Raw genomic sequence first — 20,522 nt, 5'->3', positions numbered from 1 at the left:
ATATATTTATTTAAGTTTTAATTTCCTCCTAAGTTGTATATGATATTAATACCACCATTAATTGCTTGTCTTGGAAAAGTGGTAGAAATGGCATATTTCGATGTTTGATGATTGTAATAAAATGATGCTGTTAAACTACTACTTAACCTATAATCTGCCACAAATTTAATAGAAAATAATCGTTGACCACCACTAATTTGGTTATTATCTTCATCTATATATCTAATTTGTGTTAAATTATCTCTTAAAGACACATCTGCTCTTAAATTAATATCGCCTTTTAAGGTTGTTTTTTTGCCGGTAAAACGAGTATTCATTTTAACATCTTTAAATACATAACCTAGACCGAAAATATATTCTGTACCTGCAATATCTGTTAAAGTACTATTGTTAAAGTTCATGGTTAAAGTTCTATCTCTTTTTACTTCTCCTCTTAAAGAAAAAGAGTTTTTCATTTTCATATCTACCTTAATTAAAGGTGAAAACTCATCTACTAAAGTAGCAGCTGCTACTAATTTAGGAGCCTCATAATTACCAGCTGCATTTACTGTGGTGAATTTTGTTGCTTCATCATATTGTAAATTGTTAGTAAAACTAGAAATGGTATATGATGATCTATATCCATGAGATATGATAAACGTAGAAAAGTTTTTCTTGAACCATTTTAACTTCATTAATCCATTGTAACGTAAAGTCCAGTTAGGTATAGGAATATTTCTAAACAAACCTGTTTTTACTGTATTAGGGTCTTTGCCAGAATAAGCTGCTATAAAAGCTGGTAATAATACTTGCTGACTATTCTCTCCAAATCCAGCAGGATCTGCACTTGGGTTTTCACTTGCAAACCTGTTAGCTACAGTTGTTCTGTAATCTTTCATTCTTTGAAAAAGTGCATCACCATCTGTAAATGCGGTTCCGAACATAGAATGACTTGTACTAAAGTTACCAGTTTCGAAAGCATCAATGCCAAAATCAATTGTTCCGTTTTCTGTACCATCTGCAATAATATCTAATTGCTGTGACAAGTCTGTTGTTTTAATTTTATTACCTCTAACATCTATATTTAAATCCTTTATTGGTTTTAAAGTAAAGGTGTAATCTAATTTGTTATAATGTGTTCTGCTATAAGTTTTGTTGTAGAAGGCGCTTTCATCTATTGGTGTGTTAGGGTCATCTACCAAAGCTCTTGGAGAAACTAACCAACCATTGGTTAATGCTTTGTTTCTAATATCTACTTGACTACCAAAAGCAAATGAAGTTGGTGCACCTCCTAAGAAACCAATACCTTCATCATACCCTTGTAAGTATTGCCCATTATTTTCTGAATAGCTAATTTTTGCTTGTTTAACCGATGTTAAAACATCCCAAGAAAGTTTTAAAATTTTCTTTCCTGTTGGTAAATTCTTTTTAGGTTGAATTCTAGCATTTTTATTCTCTTTAGCTAATTTTCTTTGTTGTTTCGTTAAGAGTAATTTTTCGAAGCCAACACTTTTGTAAATCTTATCAAAAGAGAAAGTAGTATTTAAATTGTGTGTATTTGCATTCTGAATTACATTACCAATTTGCTCTGCAATAGATTCATCTTGAGATTGTACTTGCCAATCAAAATCTGCAGTATATGCATAATCTGCCTTAATGAATTTTAAGAAAGGAAATTTATCTAATGGCAATTGGTAAGTTGCATTTAACTTTTGATGATATTGATTTGCTCTACCTGTATTGAAGAAGTTATCAAAAATTTGCAATTCTTCTCCACTTCCAAAAGCATCATATATGTAGTTATTGGTAGCATTAAAATTTAGCTGAAGCGATTTTGTTAAATCGAAACCTACAGTATAATCCCAATCAAATAAAAATCTTCTTTGAATTAATTCTGGTTGAGGAGATAAACCTGGTACTAAATTACGAGATTGCTGCTCATTATAACTTCTGTTAATTCTAGAATTGATTGCCAATAAACTTGGTACAGGATTTATGTTTAAATCCTTTATAAATCGCCAATACTTACTTTTAAATTTCTCTGAATTTTTAAATAATTCTATTGGTTTGCTATTAAAATTGTAGTTGTAGGCAGCAGATGCTGTAACATTTTCGTTAATGTATTTTTCTATATTATAATCTCTATGAAACTCTTTGTTGTGTGCGTAAGAAACTGCAATGTTTTCTATATCGTAAAATCTTGGTTTTTTACTTGAATTTGGGTTTCTATTCTTCTTTACATTTACAAAACTAATGCTGGTTCTTTTGGTATAATCTCTAGAGAATTCACTATTAGGATTTTGATCTATGGCATCTTCTAGCAGTACATCTTGGTATTGAGGATCAAATTTAGGGTCTATAAATTTTTCTCCAATACTATAAGACATAGGTACTTGAATTCCCCAATCTTTAGGTGTAATTACTTTACCTAAATTAATTGTGGTAGAAACATCATATTGTTTTGTTTCATCTAAAGATCTTTGGTTTACTCTATCTTCTACATTACCAAAACCTATGGTTTGCATACTACCAGATAAAGAAACGTTAGCAACATCTGCAAAATTTGCATCAGCATTTAAAACGGCTGCCCAACCAGCATCATTATCAAAACCAGCAGCTCTTAATTCGTTAAACCAAACCTCACCAGTTCTATTTACGTTACTTGTATTTTTTAATCCTAAAACTACTGTTCTAATTTGAGCCAAAGTAGGGTTACCTTTTACGCTTAATGTATAAGGTACATTAGAACTTTGCTCAATTGAGGTATACAATTCGTTTATTGGAGCGCCTATTGCATCTCTTTCTAATTTTACTTTACCAAAAGTTTCTAGAAGTGCATCTAGGTTATTAATTTCTGGCCAAATATCTAATTGGCTATTTCCTCCTGAACTTACTGTTAAAGGCAATTGCACCTCATAATAGTTATCGTTCAAATCTGTTCCTAAACGAATTACACCTGCAAAACCATCATCACCTTCTAAATGCATAAACATTTTTAGATTCTTAAAACGTCTTAAATCTACACTTAAGTTTTTATAAATGGCTCTGGTTTTATTTGGTTCTAAGTTGGTTACTTTTAAAGTTACAGATTGCTCATTTTGTAATTGTACAGTTGTACTTCCTTGTAAACGCTCACGCTCAATTCCTGGTGGCTGAATGTAGCTACCATTATTTTGTTCTATACTTACTACCCCAACTTCAAAACCTTCTAGTTCTGCTTGTGTTAATTCTCTATCAGGATCTATTGCAGGGTCTATAGTTCTAGTGTATCTTCTATAATCTCCTCTTACCAAATCTAATTCTCCAAAACGAATTACAACTGGCATTTTAAAGTTGGTTAAGAACATTCTAACAAAACGTATGCTGTTAAAATCGGTAATACCATTTACAGGCGTTCCATTTCTTACAGGTACTCTAAATTGATACCATTTTGTATCTTGAGTATTCCCATTTTCTAAGGTTACAGTTGTGGTTTTTTCATCAACAATAAAATTGGTTCCTTTCTGCAAATCGTTTCTGTTCATCGAAATTCGATATTCAAAATAGCTCTCTACAGTATTCATTGTTTGATCCCTATTGATGTCTTCTACATCAGGATATGTTGTTGATGACGTTGGATAAGGTTCTGGAGATTGATTTAACGTTGGTGAGTTACCTTGTGTATTGTTAAAGTCTTTATACCTTCTTAAGATAGATGCATTTAAACCATCTAATTGCGATCCTCTAAAAAACTGAAAATCATCTGCTGCAGGATCTGTTAACGCTGCAAATTTTGGATCTACATTGGCCAAATTACGTTCACCATCATTGGTTAAACCATCAAAACCTAAATCTTGATTAGTTCTTGCTGCGTCTTCTTCACTAAAAGCATAAATGATTGATGGATTTCTAGGTACATCTCCCCAAATTGTTCTGTTTACGTTTACACCATCAACTTTAGCTCCATCTTCAGGTAACCCATTTTCGAACATTTTACGATTGTCTTTGGTGATATCTTCAGAGATATTACCAAGGTTGATGTATAAATCTCCAACTTGATTAGAGATATCATCTGGATTTACGCCTTGAGGTAAACCTTCTTCTTGCGTGATTGAGTAATTTTGATAAGGATCCATTACCCAAAACTGAATATACTCTACATTGGCCTGATCAAAATTGTTGGTGTTTAAAGGACGCATAATTCCACCCCAATTTGTTTCAGGACTTGGTAATACAGCTTTATCGCCAACTATTGTAGCATTTGGGTTGTAGTTGTAAGAACCTCTTTCTTCTGGGAAATACGCTAAATCTAAGGTTCTTATTTGTGTATTCTGAGTAATATCAAACTGCTGATTTGGAAACAACTCATTAAAATTAATTTGCCTGGTTTCAGCTCTAGACAGTTCGTCTGCATCTATACTTGGAGGTGTTTCTCCAAAACCATAAAAGATTTGATCTATGCTGTACCAAGCCAATTTTGCTCTTTTATAATTGTAAGATAAATCGCTATTACCACCATTAAAACGATCATTAGATTGGTTTCTTGGTGTACTTGCTTCATACCAATCTAAGGCAGATAGTAAACTAATTGGTATTTGTGAGGCTTCAAAATCATCTATATACGAAGTTGCAGCTCCAGTTACATCAATTCCACTTGGTGTTCCTGGTAACAAATAAGCCATGTCTGCTCTTACAGATAAATTCGAAGGTACATCTGTATCTACAAAAGGTAATTTATTTGCCAATTTTGTAAAGTAAGGTACTTCTGTAGAGAAATCTACATTTAGACCAAACATAGTGTTGTCTATAGGTTCAGAACCAAAGTTGATTTTAGGTGTAAGTGGCCTTTCCATTACATTTAAAACAGTTGCACCTACTACAAAGTTTTCTGAGAATTGATGTTCTACATCAACACCCATAAATGTTTTTCTTTGTTGATTAAATACAGCATTATTTTCTGTAGAAACACTAATTGGTGTTCCACTTGCTTGTAATCCTGGATCTATAATTTGTACACGACCTTGTAAATAGTCTACCACAAAATCTACACCTTCTACCAATTGTCTTCCACCTGCAGTAACTGTTACAGATCCTTGAGGTACGTTAAACGCTCCAATAGGAATACCACCTGCAGTTTCTGATTTGAAATATCCTTTTAAAAAGTATTTGTCTTTTGCTTGAAAGTTATTTTGAATATTAATTTTGGTGTTTAAATACAGTTCTTTAAAAAGATATTGAGCATCTAAAGTTTCATCTAAACCAATATCATTTGGGTCTGAAGGGTCTAAAACCAAGTCATTACCAAAAGGTTCAGGTTCTGGAAAAATAATGTATCCATTAGGTGAATTTACAGTAATACCTTCTACATAATCAAAAAAGCCATCTGGAGTTCTAAACTGGCTTTGGTCTAATTGGTCTAAGTTTAAAACTTGAATTAATGGAGTGGTAGGTATGTTTGGTGTGCTAGCATTTTGTAAAATGTTAGAGGCAATTCCTGTTTCATCATCTCTATATTGAATTTCAAAACGAAAACCATCTTGCGTAAGTGGGTAAGCACCTAAGGCATAGATGTTTTTCATCATTAACCTCCAAGTAGGAAACGCTTCTGCCTCATTTGTGGTAGGATTTTGCCTAACTGTTTGTAAAATTTCTGAACGTAATAATTTTACAGCTAAATTTTGTGGAGCTTGTATACCATCATTTGAAAACTCACCAACTTTAAATGATTTTTTAGTACTGCCATTTACAGAACCAGCTACTGTATATTCATAAGCTACTGCTAAAACTTCACCATCGTTTAAACGTCTGTTTAAAGAAATGTAACCTAATTTTGAATTTAAAATATATTCGTTAGTAGTTAATTTTCGGGCATTTTCTAAAATGGAATAGTCAGTACCTTGCTCCATTTGAAAACGGCTTTGCAGGGTATTGTCTACATCAGAAATATCTCTTATACCCGCTAAAACAGTTGGGTCGTAAATATTATTGGCATCATTTTGAGGTAAGAAAAATACATTACCATTTGTATTAACGCTAACAGGTGTTACAGGTTGTACTGTGTTATTGTCATCAACTAAATTTTGATAATTAGAACCAGGATTGTTTAATTCTCCAATATCTGCAAGTGCTACAATACTTCTAAAATCTTCTGTGGTTGCATTTCTATTGGTAATCCAAACTTCGATTCTGGTGATGTTTACTTGGCTACTTACTAGTGGATATTGTTTTAAAGAATTGGCATAATTGTCTATAAAAAATTGAGATAAGAAAAAGTGACGATCATTATCATAATCTGTTGTTCTTAACTCAAACTCTTGAATAGATGCACCAGCTTCTGCAACTACTGTTTTACTTTCTGAGTTTTGCTGCGAAAAAACTGCTGTAACACTTGTTTTACCAAATTGCAATTTTGTTTTTACACCAAATAAGCTTTGTGCACCGTTGATAAGCGAATTTTTAATCGGCATAGAAACATTACCTGCCTCAATACCTTGTAAAATATCATCTTCTGTAGGTGTGTAATCTACTTTTACTAAATTTTGAAAATCAAAACTTGCTTGTGTATCGTAGTTTGCAGTAAATTCGAGACGTTCACCAACTTTTGCGCGAATACTAGCATTAATTTGCTGATCGAAATCAAAGGTAAAACTACTTCTGTTTTCTTCAGAAATTTGTGGGTTTTCTGTATTTTGATAAATGAAGCCAAGTTTAAGGTTTAGATTTCCTGTTGGTGTAAATTCTATTTTGTTGCCACCAAAAACAGTTTCAAAGAATTTAGAGTTTACATAATAACTTGGTAATAAATCTTTTTGAGCGGCTGCACTTCCTTTTTTCTTGCTATTTGTAGCACTTACTTTGTCTTTAAAGTATTGCAACATGTCTCTTTTAAGACGGTATTCTTGGTATTCTCTTTGTGTTAAATAAATTGGAGTTTTGGTGTAATAATCTCCAATTTTTTCTAGAATTACGTATTTGTTGAGTTCTTTATCAAAAATGACTTCTTTCTTAGCCAAATCATCTAGAAAAAGACCACCTTTTTGGGTGTATTTAAAATCGTATTTTAAGTTTAAAGTGTCTTTTTTAACAGCTAAAGAATCTTTAGTAGTTTTGGTTTGTGCCTGTAAAGAGAAACTTACTGTAAAAGTAAATAGGACTAATAAAATTATGTGTTTTAATACCCTAGTCAATTGATTATAAATTTTTTAAAGCGAGTTTTATAATGTTTTCTACAGAAGCATCAGGGTTTGCTTTTAGAACTGTATTTACAACTTTGTCAGATTGTTTTCTATTAAAACCTAAAACTTCTAAAGCAGATAACGCTTCATCTTTGTTTGTATTGCTTGCAGAAACAGAAACTTCATCAATATTAAAGGTTTTTAAAATCTTATCTTTTAGATCTACAATTACTCTTTGTGCAGTTTTAGCTCCTATGCCTTTTACAGACTGAATTACTGCCACATTTTCTGATGCAATTGCTTGCTGTATTTCGTCTGAGGTCATAGAAGAACACATGGTTCTTGCAATGCTTGGCCCAACTCCAGAAACAGATATTAATAATTTAAAAACTTCTCTCTCTGTTTTGTTGATAAAACCAAACAAGGTATGAGCATCATCTCTAATAGATAAATGGGTGTATAAAACTACATTTTCATCTTCAGGTAAACCCGAAAATGTATTTAAAGAAATGTGCAATAAATACCCAACTCCATTGCAGTCTATTACAACTTCTGTTGGACTTTTTTCAACTAATCTTCCTCTAACTTGTGTAATCATGGCTATTTCTTGGCTCTAATGTACTGTTTTTATTTTTTCTCTCTTTGCTGAGCATCAACACAAGCTAAAGCAGCCATATTAACCATCTCATCTACACTTGCCCCTAATTGCACAATATGCACAGCTTTACTTAGCCCTAAAATTACAGGTCCAATAGATTCTGCACCTTGCATTTCTTTTAATAATTTGTAGGTAATGTTTGCAGATTCTAAATTTGGAAATATAAGTACATTCACTTTTTTACCATTCAATTTAGAGAAAGGAAACTCTTTGGCTAACATTTCTGGATTCAATGCAAAATCTGCTTGAATTTCTCCATCTACAACTGCATTCGGAAAATTACGATGAATATAAGAAACAGCTTCTCTAATTTTTTGAGAAGATTCATTTTTAGTAGAACCAAAGTTTGAAAAAGACAACATGGCCACATTTGGTTTCATACCAAACATTTTAACCAAGTTAGATGTCATTTGCGAAATTTTAACCAAATCTTTAGCAGTCGGATTCAGATTTATGGTAGTATCTGCCAAAAACATTGGGCCTTGCTTTGTAAGCATTAAGTTACAAGCAGCCACTTTAGAAATACCACTATCTTTTTGTATTGACTCTAAAATTGGTCTAATAACAGTTGGGTAAGGTCTTGAATAACCTGTGATTAAAGCATCAGCCTCACCAACATTTACCATCATTGCTGCAAAATAATTACGCTCTCGCATTAATTTTTTTGCTTCTGTTAATGTTCTTCCTTTACGCTGTCTAGACTCCCAATAAGCAATTCCAAAACGATCTCTTCTTTCTTTTTCCTCGTCTGTTTTTGGATCAAAAATTGGTACATCTTCAGTAAAACCAATTTCTTCTTTCAATTCTAAAATTACCTCTTTTCTTCCTAAAAGAATTGGTAGTCCTAGTTTTTCTTCTTGTACTCTTTGCGCAGCTTTTAAAACGTCTAAATGATCTGCTTCTGCAAAAACAATACGTTTTTTATTTCTTTTAGCTCTGTTGTGAATTTGTCTAATTTCTTTACTTCCAGAACCAGAACGCTCCATCAATTCCTCTCTATAAGCGTCCCAATCAGAAATTGGTTCTAAGGCTACTCCAGATTCCATTGCAGCTTTGGCAACTGCTGGTGGAATTTCGTAAATTAATCGAGGATCAAAAGGTTTTGGAATAATATATTCTTTACCAAAGTTTAAGCTTACTTCATCATAAACAATGTTTACTTGTTCTGGTACAGATTTTTTGGCTAAATCAGCTAAAGCATGCACAGCAGCTAATTTCATAGCTTCATTAATTTTAGTAGCTCTAACATCTAATGCTCCTCTAAAAATAAAAGGGAAACCTAATACATTATTTACTTGATTAGGATGATCTGATCTTCCTGTAGCCATAATAATATCCTCTCTTGTAGCTATAGCTAAATCGTACTCAATTTCTGGTACAGGATTTGCCATTGCAAAAACAATAGGATTTTTTGCCATAGAAAGCAACATTTCTGGGGTAACTATATTTCCCATAGAAAGCCCTATAAAAACATCGGCATTTTGCATTGCCTCTTCTAAGGTGTTTACATCTTGGTCTGTTGCAAATTCTGCTTTTTGTGTAGTTAAGTTGTCTCTATCTTTTCTAATAACCCCTTTACTATCACACATGATAATATTTTCTCTAACTGCACCAAGCTTTAAATACAGTCGTGTGCATGAAATGGCAGCAGCACCTGCACCATTTACTATTATTTTTAGTTTAGAAATATCTTTACCAGTAATTTCTATCGCATTTTTTAATGCTGCAGCAGAAATTATTGCAGTTCCATGCTGATCATCATGCATTACAGGAATATCTAACTCCTCTTTTAAACGCGTTTCAATTTCAAACGCTTCTGGTGCTTTTATATCTTCTAAATTAATACCACCAAAAGTTGGTGCTATTGCTTTTACAGTTTCTATAAATTTATCGACATCTGTAGCATCAACTTCAATATCAAAAACATCAATGTCTGCAAATATTTTAAATAACAAACCTTTACCTTCCATAACAGGTTTTGAGGCTTCAGGCCCAATATCACCCAAACCTAAAACAGCAGTTCCATTAGAAATTACTGCTACCAAATTACCTTTAGAAGTGTATTTGTAAATGTTGTTTTTGTCTTTGGCAATTTCTAAACAAGGCTCTGCAACTCCTGGTGAGTAGGCTAGTGCTAAATCATGTTGAGTTGCGTATTTCTTTGTGGGTACAACTGCAATTTTACCAGGCTTTGGTTTGGCATGATAAAGTAATGCTTCGTGTCTTTTTCTTGAATTACTCATAAATACTTGTTTCCTTTGTTTAGACCTACAAATATATACTTTTCAATGTAAGAGTAATAAAATGTTTTCTATTCTTTTACGTTATTAAAACTCTTTCTAAATGATGGGTTAACAATTAAAATTAAGGCTCGTTTAAAAGTTATATTCCAAATAGTAATTAAGTGTATAAATTTTTAAAATTAATTGCTTAAATTTTAAAATAATTAACAATTAAAGCAAGTTAGAAGTGATATGTTTAACAATTTTTAAAGACTTTCCTGTAACAGAAACTATATGTTTGCGTCTATACAACAAAACCAACCCATGAAAAAAATTACGTTTTTAATCTTTTTGTGTGTATCATCCATTCAATTTGCACAGGTAAAAGGTGTTGTTACAGATACTAGAGGAGAGCCACTTTCTTTTGTTAGTATTTATTTAGATAAAACTGTAAATGGTACAACTTCTAATGATAATGGGGTTTATATTTTAGACATAACGTCTAAAGGAAAGCACACTATCGTTTTTCAATTTTTAGGATACAAAACTCTTAAAAAAAATATAGTTGTTACTGAATTTCCTTACACTCTAGATGTTTCTTTAGAAGAAGAAAGTGTGCAATTAAGTGAGATTTCGATTTCTACAGATGAAAATCCTGCTAATGTTATTATACGAAATGCAATTGCAGCCAAAAGTAAAAATACTGATAAGTATGCCAATTATACTGCGCAATTTTATTCAAGAGGATTAACCAGAATTAAAGATGCTCCAGAAAAATTTTTCGGACAAAGTACAGGAGATTTTGGGGGTGGTTTAGATTCTACAAGGAGTGGTATTATTTATTTATCGGAAACATTTTCTAAAATTTCGTTTCAGAAGAAACCGAAAAAATTTAAAGAAAAAATTGTAGCAAGCAAAGTTTCTGGAGAAGATAATGGAGTAAGTTTTAATAGGGCAGAAGATTCGAATATTAATTTGTATGACAATAGTATTGAGGTTTTTAATGATTTGGTGTCACCTATTTCTTCAAATGCATTTAGTTATTACAAATACAAATTAGAAGGTACTTTTTATGATGCAAACGGAATTTTAATCAATAAAATTAAATTAATTCCGAGAAGAAATAACGATCGTGTTTTTGAAGGATCTATTTATATTGTGGAGAATGACTGGGCAATTTATGGTTGTGATTTGGTTACTTCTGGTGTACAAGTGAATTTACCGTTTGTAAATTCTTTAGGTTTAAAACAAGGGTATGCTTATTCAGAAAAAATAGATGCATGGGTGTTAATTAGTCAATCTATAGATTTTGATATTTCCATTTTCGGATTTAAACCTAGAGGAAAGTTTTCTTACGTGTATTCAGACTATGATTTTAATCCTAATTTTACAGAAGATACTTTTACAAATGAAGTGCTTTCATTTGAAGAAAATGCAACTAAAAAAGATAGCGTTTTTTGGAATGAATTAAGACCAGTTTCTTTAACGCAAGAAGAGGTTAAGGATTATAAAATTAAAGACAGTATTAAAGTTATTCGAAAGTCTAAAAAGTATTTAGATTCTATTGATGCTAAAGGTAATAAGTTCAATTGGTCAGATCCTTTATTAGGTTATTCGTACAGAAACTCTTATAAAAATCGAACTTTTTCTTTCAATGGTCCTTTGCTTAGAACAGGTTTTAATACAGTTCAGGGGGTTTATACTTCTGCTGGTGTAAGTTATTTTGAGCAAATTAATGAGCAAGGCAAATGGTGGAATGCTTCAGCCAATTTAAATTATGGTTTTTCAGATCAAAAATTAAGACCTACATTTTCATTTACCAAAAAATGGAATAACCTATCAAGACCAAGACTTTCTATTACTGGAGGAATTGTTACTCCGCAATTTAATGGTAGAAACCCTATTTTTAGATTAAACAATACAATAGCTTCTTTGTTTTACAGGCAAAATTATATGAAAATATACGAGAAAACTTTTGCTAAAGTTCAGTACTCTGAAGAAGTGAAAAATGGTTTGTATTTTTCGGGATCTTTAGAATATGCCAAAAGAACTCCGTTGTTTAATACTACAGATTATTCTTTTGCAAAGCCAGGAACAAATGGATATACTTCTAACAATCCTTTAGACCCGACAGATTTTGTAAACCCAGCATTTACAGAGCATAATATTGCTACTTTAAACTTAGGAACAACTTTTGTTTTCGGTCAGAAATATTTGAGCTACCCAGATCGTAAAGTAAATCAGGGTAATAATAAATACCCAACAGTATCATTAAATTATATTAAGCGTTTTGGCGCAGATAATGATGCTTTAAATTCAGATTTATTTATAGCAAATGTTAGACAAAATATTAATGCTGGTAACTTTGGTAAGTTTGCCTATAATTTAAGAGCAGCTGCTTTTGTAAAACCAAAAGATATAGCCTTTATGGATAATTTACAGGCGAATGGAAATCAATTGATTTTTCCTATAGATAGAGAGTTAAACAGTTTTAATTTACTAGATTATTACCAATATTATACCAATGATAAATATGCAGAAATGCATGTAGAACATAATTTTAAAGGTTCTGTTTTGGGTAAAATTCCGTTGTTTAATAAACTTAATTTTCATTTGGTTGCTGGAGGTAAAGCTTTATTTATGGCAGATAAAAAACCGTACACAGAATACTCAGTAGGTTTAGATAATTTAGGTTTTGGTAAATACAGATTTTTAAGAGTAGCCTATGTAAATGCCCAATATGGAGATGTAAAAGAAAGTGGTTTGGTCTTTAGAATTAGTTTGTTTTAATATCTTTACTGCATGAATATAACAGTGCTATTTTTTGGAATTTCATCTGATTTAGTAACAGAAAATAAAGTAGATTTAACTTTAGATAAAACAATTTCAATAGCTGAATTTAGAAGGCATTTACTAGAAGTTTATCCAGCTTTAGAGAATATTAAAACCTATGCATTAGCCGTTAATGAAGCTTACGCAACAGACGATTTTCTTTTAAAACCTAATGATGTTGTTGCTGTAATTCCACCTGTTAGTGGAGGTTAATTATCGCAAATATTTTTTATCTACATAAAAGGTTCCGAAAGGAATTATAGAGCACAACAATACAATGCCTAAAGTTTTTGTATTCCAATTAATTTGTTTCTGAATTACAACAGCTAGCACAATGTAGAGCATAAATAAAATTCCATGAGGCATACCTAAAAGTTTCACGTAAGAAGCATCACCTTGTAAATATTTTATAGGTGTAGCTACAAAAAGTAACAATAAATAAGACACTCCTTCTAAAAAGCTTATTATTCTAAATGCTGTTTTCATTTTTTAACTATTTCTCATTTGATGACAAAGATACATTGCGAATTATTATTTTTGTTGATGTATGCAAAGAACTTCAATTAAAATTACTGCAGATAAATTAAATCTACAAGAATGTTATGCTTTTGTAGAAGATGCTATTTGTGGAGGAATAACTGCATTTATTGGAACTGTTAGAAATGATACAGAAGGTAAAGAAGTAAAACAGCTAGATTTTTCTACATACAAACCCATGGCTGTAAAAGAAATGCAGAAAATTGCAGATGCAGCTTTAGCTAAATTTGAAATCCATAAAATCGCTATACATCATGCAGAAGGTATGTTGCAAATAGGAGAAATTCCAGTAATTATTACAGCATCCTCTAAGCATAGAAAAGCAGCGTTTTTAGCCTGTGAATTTGCAATAGATACTTTAAAAGAAACTGTGCCTATTTGGAAAAAAGAATACTTTTCTGATGGTGAAGTTTGGGTGAATGCACATCCTTAGTATTCAGTATTCAGTATTCAGTGTTTTGGTGCGAAAAAGAGGGTTTTTTGCATGATTTTCTCCTAACTGCTAACTGCTAACGCTTAATCGTTTTTCTGCTCTGTAGCCATAAATAAAACTGCATCCCAAATAATAAAGCACCTGCCATTAAATGTATAGCTTGAGTACCAATAGGAATTTCTGCATAATACATTAAAATACCTGTTATTGCTTCAAGGAAAATTAGAAATACAATCCAATTAATTAATTTGTAGCCTAATTTTTTTATTTGATTGATGTAAAATAAGCCAAAGTTTACCAAAACAATTGCAATTGTAAACGATCTATGAAAGTAAAATTTAAAACTTGGGTTCATTAAACTATGGTTCTTATTTTCGAAACCAAATAGTTTTACTTGCTCGTCTATAAATTGTCTTACTTGAGTACCCATTGCAATTTGTATCAAAGAAAATATCACAGAAACAATAAGTAATTTATTAAATAGTGAGTTATAAGGATAAGTTTTTTGATCTGAAATAATGTATTTTAAGTTCAAAAGAAGAGCAATAATTATCAAGCCAACAACCATGTGTATGGTAATGATAGTAGGTGTTAAGTTGCTTTCTATAACTGTTTTACCAAGCCAAGCTTCAAATAGCATCAAGAAAAAGGCACCAAAAGATAAAAAGGTGATGGTTTTATTCTCTTTCCAATATTTAGTAGAACCATAAATTAGAAACAGAAATACAAAGCCTGCTAATACTGATACTAGTCTATTGATGTACTCTGTCCAAGTATGATAGACATTAAAAATGTTGTAATCATGTTTTGTGTATTCAGACCAATTATCAGCATCAAATTCATTAGATGTTGTAAGGTCTTTTTCGGCTACGAATAAAACTTCGTCTTTTATTATGATAAAGCCTTCTTTAAACTCGGTATTTGGTTTCCAAGTTATTTGCTCTTCAGATGTTGGTGGTATATAATAGCCAAAACATTTAGGCCAATCTGGGCAACCCATTCCAGAACCAGTCATTCTAACAATAGAGCCTGCTAGAAAAATAAGGTACAGAGAAATAATAGCAATTTGTACAATTTGTGGAAACCTTTTTTTCATGCCTAATAAAATATTTATGCAAAAATAAGGCAAAAAAAAGTCGCTTAAAAAAAATTAAGCGACTTGTTCTTATGTAAAAAAATTCTAAATAATATAATTAGATAACTCTAACGTCTACTGCGTTTAAACCTTTTCTACCTTCTTTCAGGTCAAATTCTACTGCATCACCTTCTCTAATCTCGTCAATTAAACCTGATACGTGTACAAAATACTCTGTTTTTGAACCGTCTTCAATTACAAATCCAAATCCTTTAGATTCGTTGAAGAATTTTACTGTTCCGTTTTTCACTTTGTTATAAATAAATGTTAATAATGAAACAAAGATACTATATAAAGGTCTATGTTTTGCATTTTCTAAAAATTAATCATTTTGTTTAACGTTAAAATTTAATTTTCTGAATTTTAATTCGTTTCAAAATTTAAAAAATAAAATTCTGAAGCGCGTTTTTAAGAATGTCAATAGAATTAGGCTTTAAGGATTTTTTAACATTTTAAAAAACTGATAATGAGATATTTATATAAATTTTAAAAATGGCTATTTTTTCTACTTTTTTTCATTTTGTTAAAAACTTCAAGGGATTTGTGAATAAGTAAGACTTTCTTTTTGGAACAAAATTTTCAATATTTGTAGAGGTCGTTCTTAACGATTAAATAACATTCAATAACGCTCAAATTACACAACACAATGTCTAAACAAGAACCAATTTTACAACCAAATGATAACCGCTTTGTAATTTTCCCTATTCAACATAACGATTTATGGGAATGGTATAAAAAACAGCAGGCTTGTTTTTGGACAGCTGAAGAAATTGATTTGCATTCAGATTTAGTAGACTGGACAACCAAATTAACAGATGATGAGCGTTATTTCATTAAGCACATCTTAGCATTTTTTGCAGCATCAGATGGTATTGTAAATGAAAACTTAGCAGAAAACTTTGTGAACGAAGTGCAATATTCAGAAGCTAAATTTTTCTATGGTTTTCAAATCATGATGGAGAACATTCATTCAGAAACCTACTCTTTACTAATTGATACTTATGTAAAAGATGAAGTAGAAAAAGACAGGTTATTTAGAGCAATTGAAGTTTTTCCTGCAATTAAGAAAAAGGCAGATTGGGCTTTAAAGTGGATTGAATCAGAATCTTTTGCAGAGCGTTTAATTGCTTTTGCAGCAGTAGAAGGTATCTTCTTTTCAGGAGCGTTCTGTTCTATCTTCTGGTTAAAGAAAAGAGGTTTATTACCTGGTTTAACTTTTTCTAATGAATTGATTTCTAGAGACGAGGGTATGCACTGTGATTTTGCTGTCCACTTACACAACAATCACATTGTAAATAGAGTGCCAAAAGACAGGATTAAAGAAATCATTGTAGATGCTTTAGATATTGAAAGAGAGTTTGTAACAGAGTCATTACCAGTAAGTTTAATTGGTATGAATGCAAAACTTATGACACAATACTTAGAATTTGTAACAGACAGGTTATTGTTAGAATTCGGTTGTGAAAAAGTATACGATGTTACCAATCCATTCGATTTTATGGAAATGATTTCTTTAGAAGGTAAAACAAACTTCTTCGAAAAAAGAGTATCAGAATACCAAAAAGCTGGAGTAAAATCTGGTGGTACAGGTAGTATTAGTTTCGATTCAGATTTCTAGATTTAAGTAACTAAATCTTCAACAAATAAATTCCTTCTGATGATTTCTCGTCAGAAAAAAATAAAAAGCCGCCAAATGTGGATGTTTTGTCGGCTAAATAAATTAGTAATAAATTAAACAAACAAACCTATGTACGTAGTTAAAAGAGATGGCAAAAAAGAGCCAGTGATGTTCGACAAGATCACTGCTAGAGTAAAAAAAATGTGTTATGGATTAAATAAAATTGTTGATCCTGTAAAAGTGGCCATGCGTGTTATAGAAGGTTTGTATGATGGTGTAACTACTTCAGAGCTAGATAATTTAGCTGCAGAAACAGCTGCAACCATGACGACTGCTCATCCAGATTATGCAAAATTAGCTGCAAGAATTGCAGTTTCTAACTTGCATAAAAATACTAAGAAGTCATTCTCAGAAACTATGGATGATTTGTATTTTTATGTAAATCCACGTACAGAAAAAAAGGCACCTTTATTGGCAGATGATGTATATGAAATTATCAAAGCAAATGCAGAAAAGCTAGATTCTACCATCATTTATAATAGAGATTTTAACTACGATTATTTTGGTTTTAAAACATTAGAACGTTCATACTTATTAAAGTTGAATGGTCAAATAGCAGAACGTCCACAGCACATGTTAATGCGTGTTTCTATTGGTATTCATAAAAATGATATTGATGAAGCAATTGCAACTTACGAGTTAATGAGTAAAAAATATTTTACACATGCAACTCCTACTCTTTTTAACTCAGGTACACCAAAGCCACAAATGTCTTCTTGTTTCTTATTACAAATGCAAGATGATAGTATAGAGGGTATTTACGATACATTAAAACAAACAGCTAAAATTTCTCAGTCAGCAGGAGGTATAGGTTTGTCTTTACATAATATTAGAGCTACAGGTTCTTACATTGCAGGTACAAATGGTACAAGTAATGGTATTGTACCAATGTTACGTGTTTTTAATGATACAGCACGTTATGTAGATCAAGGTGGAGGTAAGCGTAAAGGTTCTTTTGCAATGTATTTAGAACCTTGGCATGCAGATATTTTCGACTTTTTAGATTTAAAGAAAAACCATGGTAAAGAAGAAATGCGTGCAAGAGATTTATTCTATGCAATGTGGATTTCAGATTTATTTATGAAACGTGTTCAAGAAGATGGAGAGTGGACATTAATGTGTCCTCATGAGTGTCCTCATTTATATGATACTTATGGTGAAGAGTTTGAGCGTTTGTATACAAGTTACGAAGCTGCTGGTAAAGGAAGAAAAACCATTAAAGCACGTGAATTATGGGAGAAAATTCTAGAATCTCAAATAGAGACAGGAACTCCTTATATGTTATATAAAGATGCAGTAAACAGAAAAACAAACCAGAAAAATTTAGGTACAATTCGTTCTTCTAACTTATGTACAGAAATTATGGAGTACACTGCAAAAGACGAAGTTGCTGTATGTAACTTAGCTTCTATAGCATTGCCAATGTTTGTTTCTGAAAGAGAAAATGGAGAAAAATACTTCAATCATAAAAAATTATTCGATGTAACTAAGAAAGTTACTCGTAATTTAGATACAGTAATTGATGCAAACTTTTACCCAGTAAAAGAAGCAGAAAATTCAAACTTCAGACACAGACCAGTTGGTTTAGGTATTCAAGGTTTAGCAGATACATTTATCAATTTACGTTTGCCTTTTACCAGTGATGAGGCTAAAAAATTGAATCAAGATATTTTTGAAACAATGTATTATGCTGCTGTAACTTCTTCTATGGAAATTGCAAAAGCAAAAGAACCATATTCTACATTTAAAGGATCTCCAATGTCTGAAGGAGAATTCCAATTTAATATGTGGGGTGTAAATGATAATGAATTAAGTGGAAACTGGGATTGGGATAAATTGCGTAAAAACGTAATGAAATACGGAGTTAGAAACTCTTTATTAGTTGCACCAATGCCAACTGCATCAACATCACAAATATTAGGAAACAATGAAGCGTTTGAGCCTTATACTTCTAATATTTATACAAGAAGAGTTTTATCTGGTGAGTTTATTGTGGTAAACAAACACTTATTAGAAGACTTGGTAGAATTAGGTTTGTGGGATAATGATATGAAAGAAAGCATTATGCGTGCAAATGGTTCTATACAACACATAGAAGAAATTCCTTCAGAATTAAGAGAATTGTATAAGACTGTTTGGGAAATGAGTATGAAAGATATTATTGATATGGCACGTCATAGAGGATACTTTATCGATCAGTCTCAATCTTTAAACTTATTCTTAAAAGATCCAGATTATGGTAAATTAACATCAATGCATTTCTATGCTTGGAAATCTGGATTAAAAACAGGAATGTATTACCTAAGAACTAAATCTGCAGTAAATGCAATTCAGTTTACGGTTTCTAAAGAGAAAAAGGCAGAGGTTATTGAAGAAGAGAAACCAATGACGCCTGCAGAATTTAAAGCAATGGTAGATGCTTCTAAAGGAGCAGGGCCAGATGATGATTGTTTAATGTGTGGATCTTAAACCAAACTTTACATAAATTAAAAGTTGATAAAAAGAGAGGTAGAAATGCCTCTCTTTTTGTATTTTCGGTAATCTTAAATTTTAAAAATGAACTGGGAACAATTACTCTCTCTAAAACGTTTTGGTGATACTCAAAAAAGACCAAGAATTGCACAAGATGAAACACGTTTAGGTTTTGAAGTAGATTTTGATAGAATCATATTTTCATCAGCATTTAGAAGTCTACAAGACAAAACACAAGTAATACCATTGTCAGAAACCGATTTTGTTCATACACGTTTAACACACAGTTTAGAAGTTTCTGTTGTAGGTAGAACTTTAGGTAGAAGAGTAGGTAAAGTATTGCTAGAACGTCATCCAAACTTAGTTGAATTAGGTTATACATTTAACGATTTTGGAGCTATAGTTGCAGCAGCATCTGTAACTCATGATATTGGGAATCCTCCTTTTGGTCATTCAGGAGAAAAAGCCATTGGCGAGTATTTTAAAACAGGAAAAGGGTTACAGTACAAAGAGCATCTTTCAGCAAAAGAATATCAAGATTTAGTAGATTTTGAAGGTAATGCAAACGGATTCAAGATTTTAACCGAATCTAGAGAAGGTATCTCTGGAGGTCTGCGTCTTTGCTATGCAACTTTGGGTGCCTTTTTAAAGTATCCTAAAGAGAGTTTACCTAAAAAACCAACCTCTCATATTGTCGATAAAAAGTACGGTTTTTTTCAATCGGATAAAGAAGCTTTTATAGATGTTGTTGCAGAATTGGGTATGAAGCCTAAAAATTTAGAAGCCAATTCATTTTACAGACATCCTTTAGCGTATTTGGTAGAAGCTGCAGATGATATTTGTTACACGATTATTGATTTTGAAGATGGTATAAACTTAGGTTTAATCGAAGAAGATTATGCCTTAGAATACATGTCTAAATTAATTTATGGCATCAATAGAGACAAATATTATGCTTTACAACATACCAAAGATAGAACAGCTTATTTAAGAGCAATAGCAATTAATGCTTTAATTGATGAGGCTGTAACTATCTTTTTAGATAATGAAATAGCCATTTTAAATGGTGATTTTAAAAATTCTTTACTAGACAAGTGTAAGTATGAGGCACAAATTAACGACATTATAAAAATAAGTATCGATAAAATTTACAAGAGTAAAGAGGTGCTAGAGAAAGAAGTGGCAGGTTATCGAATTATTGGCGATTTATTAGATGTTTTTATAACTGCCATTAATAATAATTATAATAACAATAATAGTAATTATGACAACTTATTAGTAAATTTAATGCCTCAAGAATTCGTTAGTGAATCTGATAGTCAGTATGATAGAATTATGGCTGTTTGTACTTACGTTTCGAGGATGTCTGATAGCTATGCAATTAGACTAAGAAGAAAAATTTTTGGAAATATATTTTAAAAT

Annotated in this window: 12 protein-coding genes; 6 read left to right on the top strand and 6 right to left on the bottom strand. The window is 31.5% G+C overall.

Annotated features, from left to right (window positions below; translation table 11 throughout):
- Nucleotides 1-17: 17 nt before the first annotated feature.
- From sprA to MED152_RS06665, 3 genes are read right to left on the bottom strand one after another with little or no spacing between them, the layout of a single operon-like run.
- The gene (gene sprA / locus MED152_RS06675; RefSeq protein ID WP_015481097.1) at nt 18-7,145 is read right to left on the bottom strand and encodes a cell surface protein SprA; all 7,128 of its coding nucleotides are present in this window, start codon (nt 7,143-7,145) and stop codon (nt 18-20) included.
- Between the two features lie 4 nt (nt 7,146-7,149).
- The gene (gene ruvA, locus MED152_RS06670; protein ID WP_015481096.1) at nt 7,150-7,731 is read right to left on the bottom strand and encodes a Holliday junction branch migration protein RuvA; all 582 of its coding nucleotides are present in this window, start codon (nt 7,729-7,731) and stop codon (nt 7,150-7,152) included.
- Between the two features lie 29 nt (nt 7,732-7,760).
- Entirely contained in the window at nt 7,761-10,034 is a 2,274-nt protein-coding gene (locus MED152_RS06665) for an NADP-dependent malic enzyme (RefSeq protein WP_015481095.1), read from the bottom strand.
- 303 nt (nt 10,035-10,337) lie between these two features.
- Here MED152_RS06665 and MED152_RS06660 point away from each other — a divergent pair, with 303 nt between their 5' ends.
- On the top strand, nt 10,338-12,803 hold the full coding sequence (locus tag MED152_RS06660) for a DUF5686 and carboxypeptidase regulatory-like domain-containing protein (protein ID WP_015481094.1): 2,466 nt from the start codon (nt 10,338-10,340) through the stop codon (nt 12,801-12,803).
- A 12-nt stretch (nt 12,804-12,815) separates the two neighbouring features.
- Nucleotides 12,816-13,058, top strand: coding sequence for a MoaD/ThiS family protein (locus MED152_RS06655; RefSeq protein WP_015481093.1), 243 nt, complete (start codon nt 12,816-12,818; stop codon nt 13,056-13,058).
- Here MED152_RS06655 and MED152_RS06650 read toward each other — a convergent pair whose 3' ends face one another.
- Nucleotides 13,059-13,331 carry a DUF3817 domain-containing protein gene (locus tag MED152_RS06650; protein ID WP_015481092.1) on the bottom strand — a complete coding sequence of 91 codons (273 nt, stop codon included), beginning with the start codon at nt 13,329-13,331 and terminating at the stop codon, nt 13,059-13,061.
- 61 nt (nt 13,332-13,392) lie between these two features.
- On the opposite strand from MED152_RS06650, the gene MED152_RS06645 reads away from it, so the two are divergent.
- Nucleotides 13,393-13,815 (top strand): molybdenum cofactor biosynthesis protein MoaE, encoded by a 423-nt coding sequence (locus tag MED152_RS06645; RefSeq protein WP_015481091.1) that lies wholly within the window; start codon nt 13,393-13,395, stop codon nt 13,813-13,815.
- 76 nt (nt 13,816-13,891) lie between these two features.
- Here the strand turns inward: MED152_RS06645 and MED152_RS06640 are convergent, their stop codons facing one another.
- Nucleotides 13,892-14,911 (bottom strand): heme A synthase, encoded by a 1,020-nt coding sequence (locus tag MED152_RS06640; RefSeq protein ID WP_015481090.1) that lies wholly within the window; start codon nt 14,909-14,911, stop codon nt 13,892-13,894.
- Nucleotides 14,912-15,008: 97 nt separating this feature from the next.
- A complete protein-coding gene (locus MED152_RS06635) occupies nt 15,009-15,200 on the bottom strand; it encodes a cold-shock protein (RefSeq protein WP_015481089.1) in 192 nt (63 codons plus the stop codon).
- A gap of 396 nt (nt 15,201-15,596) precedes the next feature.
- On the opposite strand from MED152_RS06635, the gene MED152_RS06630 reads away from it, so the two are divergent.
- From MED152_RS06630 to dgt, 3 genes are all read left to right on the top strand, one after another.
- The gene (locus MED152_RS06630; protein WP_015481088.1) at nt 15,597-16,568 is read left to right on the top strand and encodes a ribonucleotide-diphosphate reductase subunit beta; all 972 of its coding nucleotides are present in this window, start codon (nt 15,597-15,599) and stop codon (nt 16,566-16,568) included.
- 129 nt (nt 16,569-16,697) lie between these two features.
- A complete protein-coding gene (locus MED152_RS06625) occupies nt 16,698-19,097 on the top strand; it encodes a ribonucleoside-diphosphate reductase subunit alpha (RefSeq protein WP_015481087.1) in 2,400 nt (799 codons plus the stop codon).
- A gap of 87 nt (nt 19,098-19,184) precedes the next feature.
- Entirely contained in the window at nt 19,185-20,519 is a 1,335-nt protein-coding gene (dgt, locus tag MED152_RS06620; protein WP_015481086.1) for a dGTP triphosphohydrolase, read from the top strand.
- Nucleotides 20,520-20,522 lie beyond the last annotated feature (3 nt).

Source organism: Polaribacter sp. MED152, assembly GCF_000152945.2.
Taxonomy (GTDB): domain Bacteria; phylum Bacteroidota; class Bacteroidia; order Flavobacteriales; family Flavobacteriaceae; genus Polaribacter.
The sequence above is the reverse complement of the archived record's forward strand: the minus strand, read 5'-3'. Positions and strand labels throughout refer to the sequence as shown.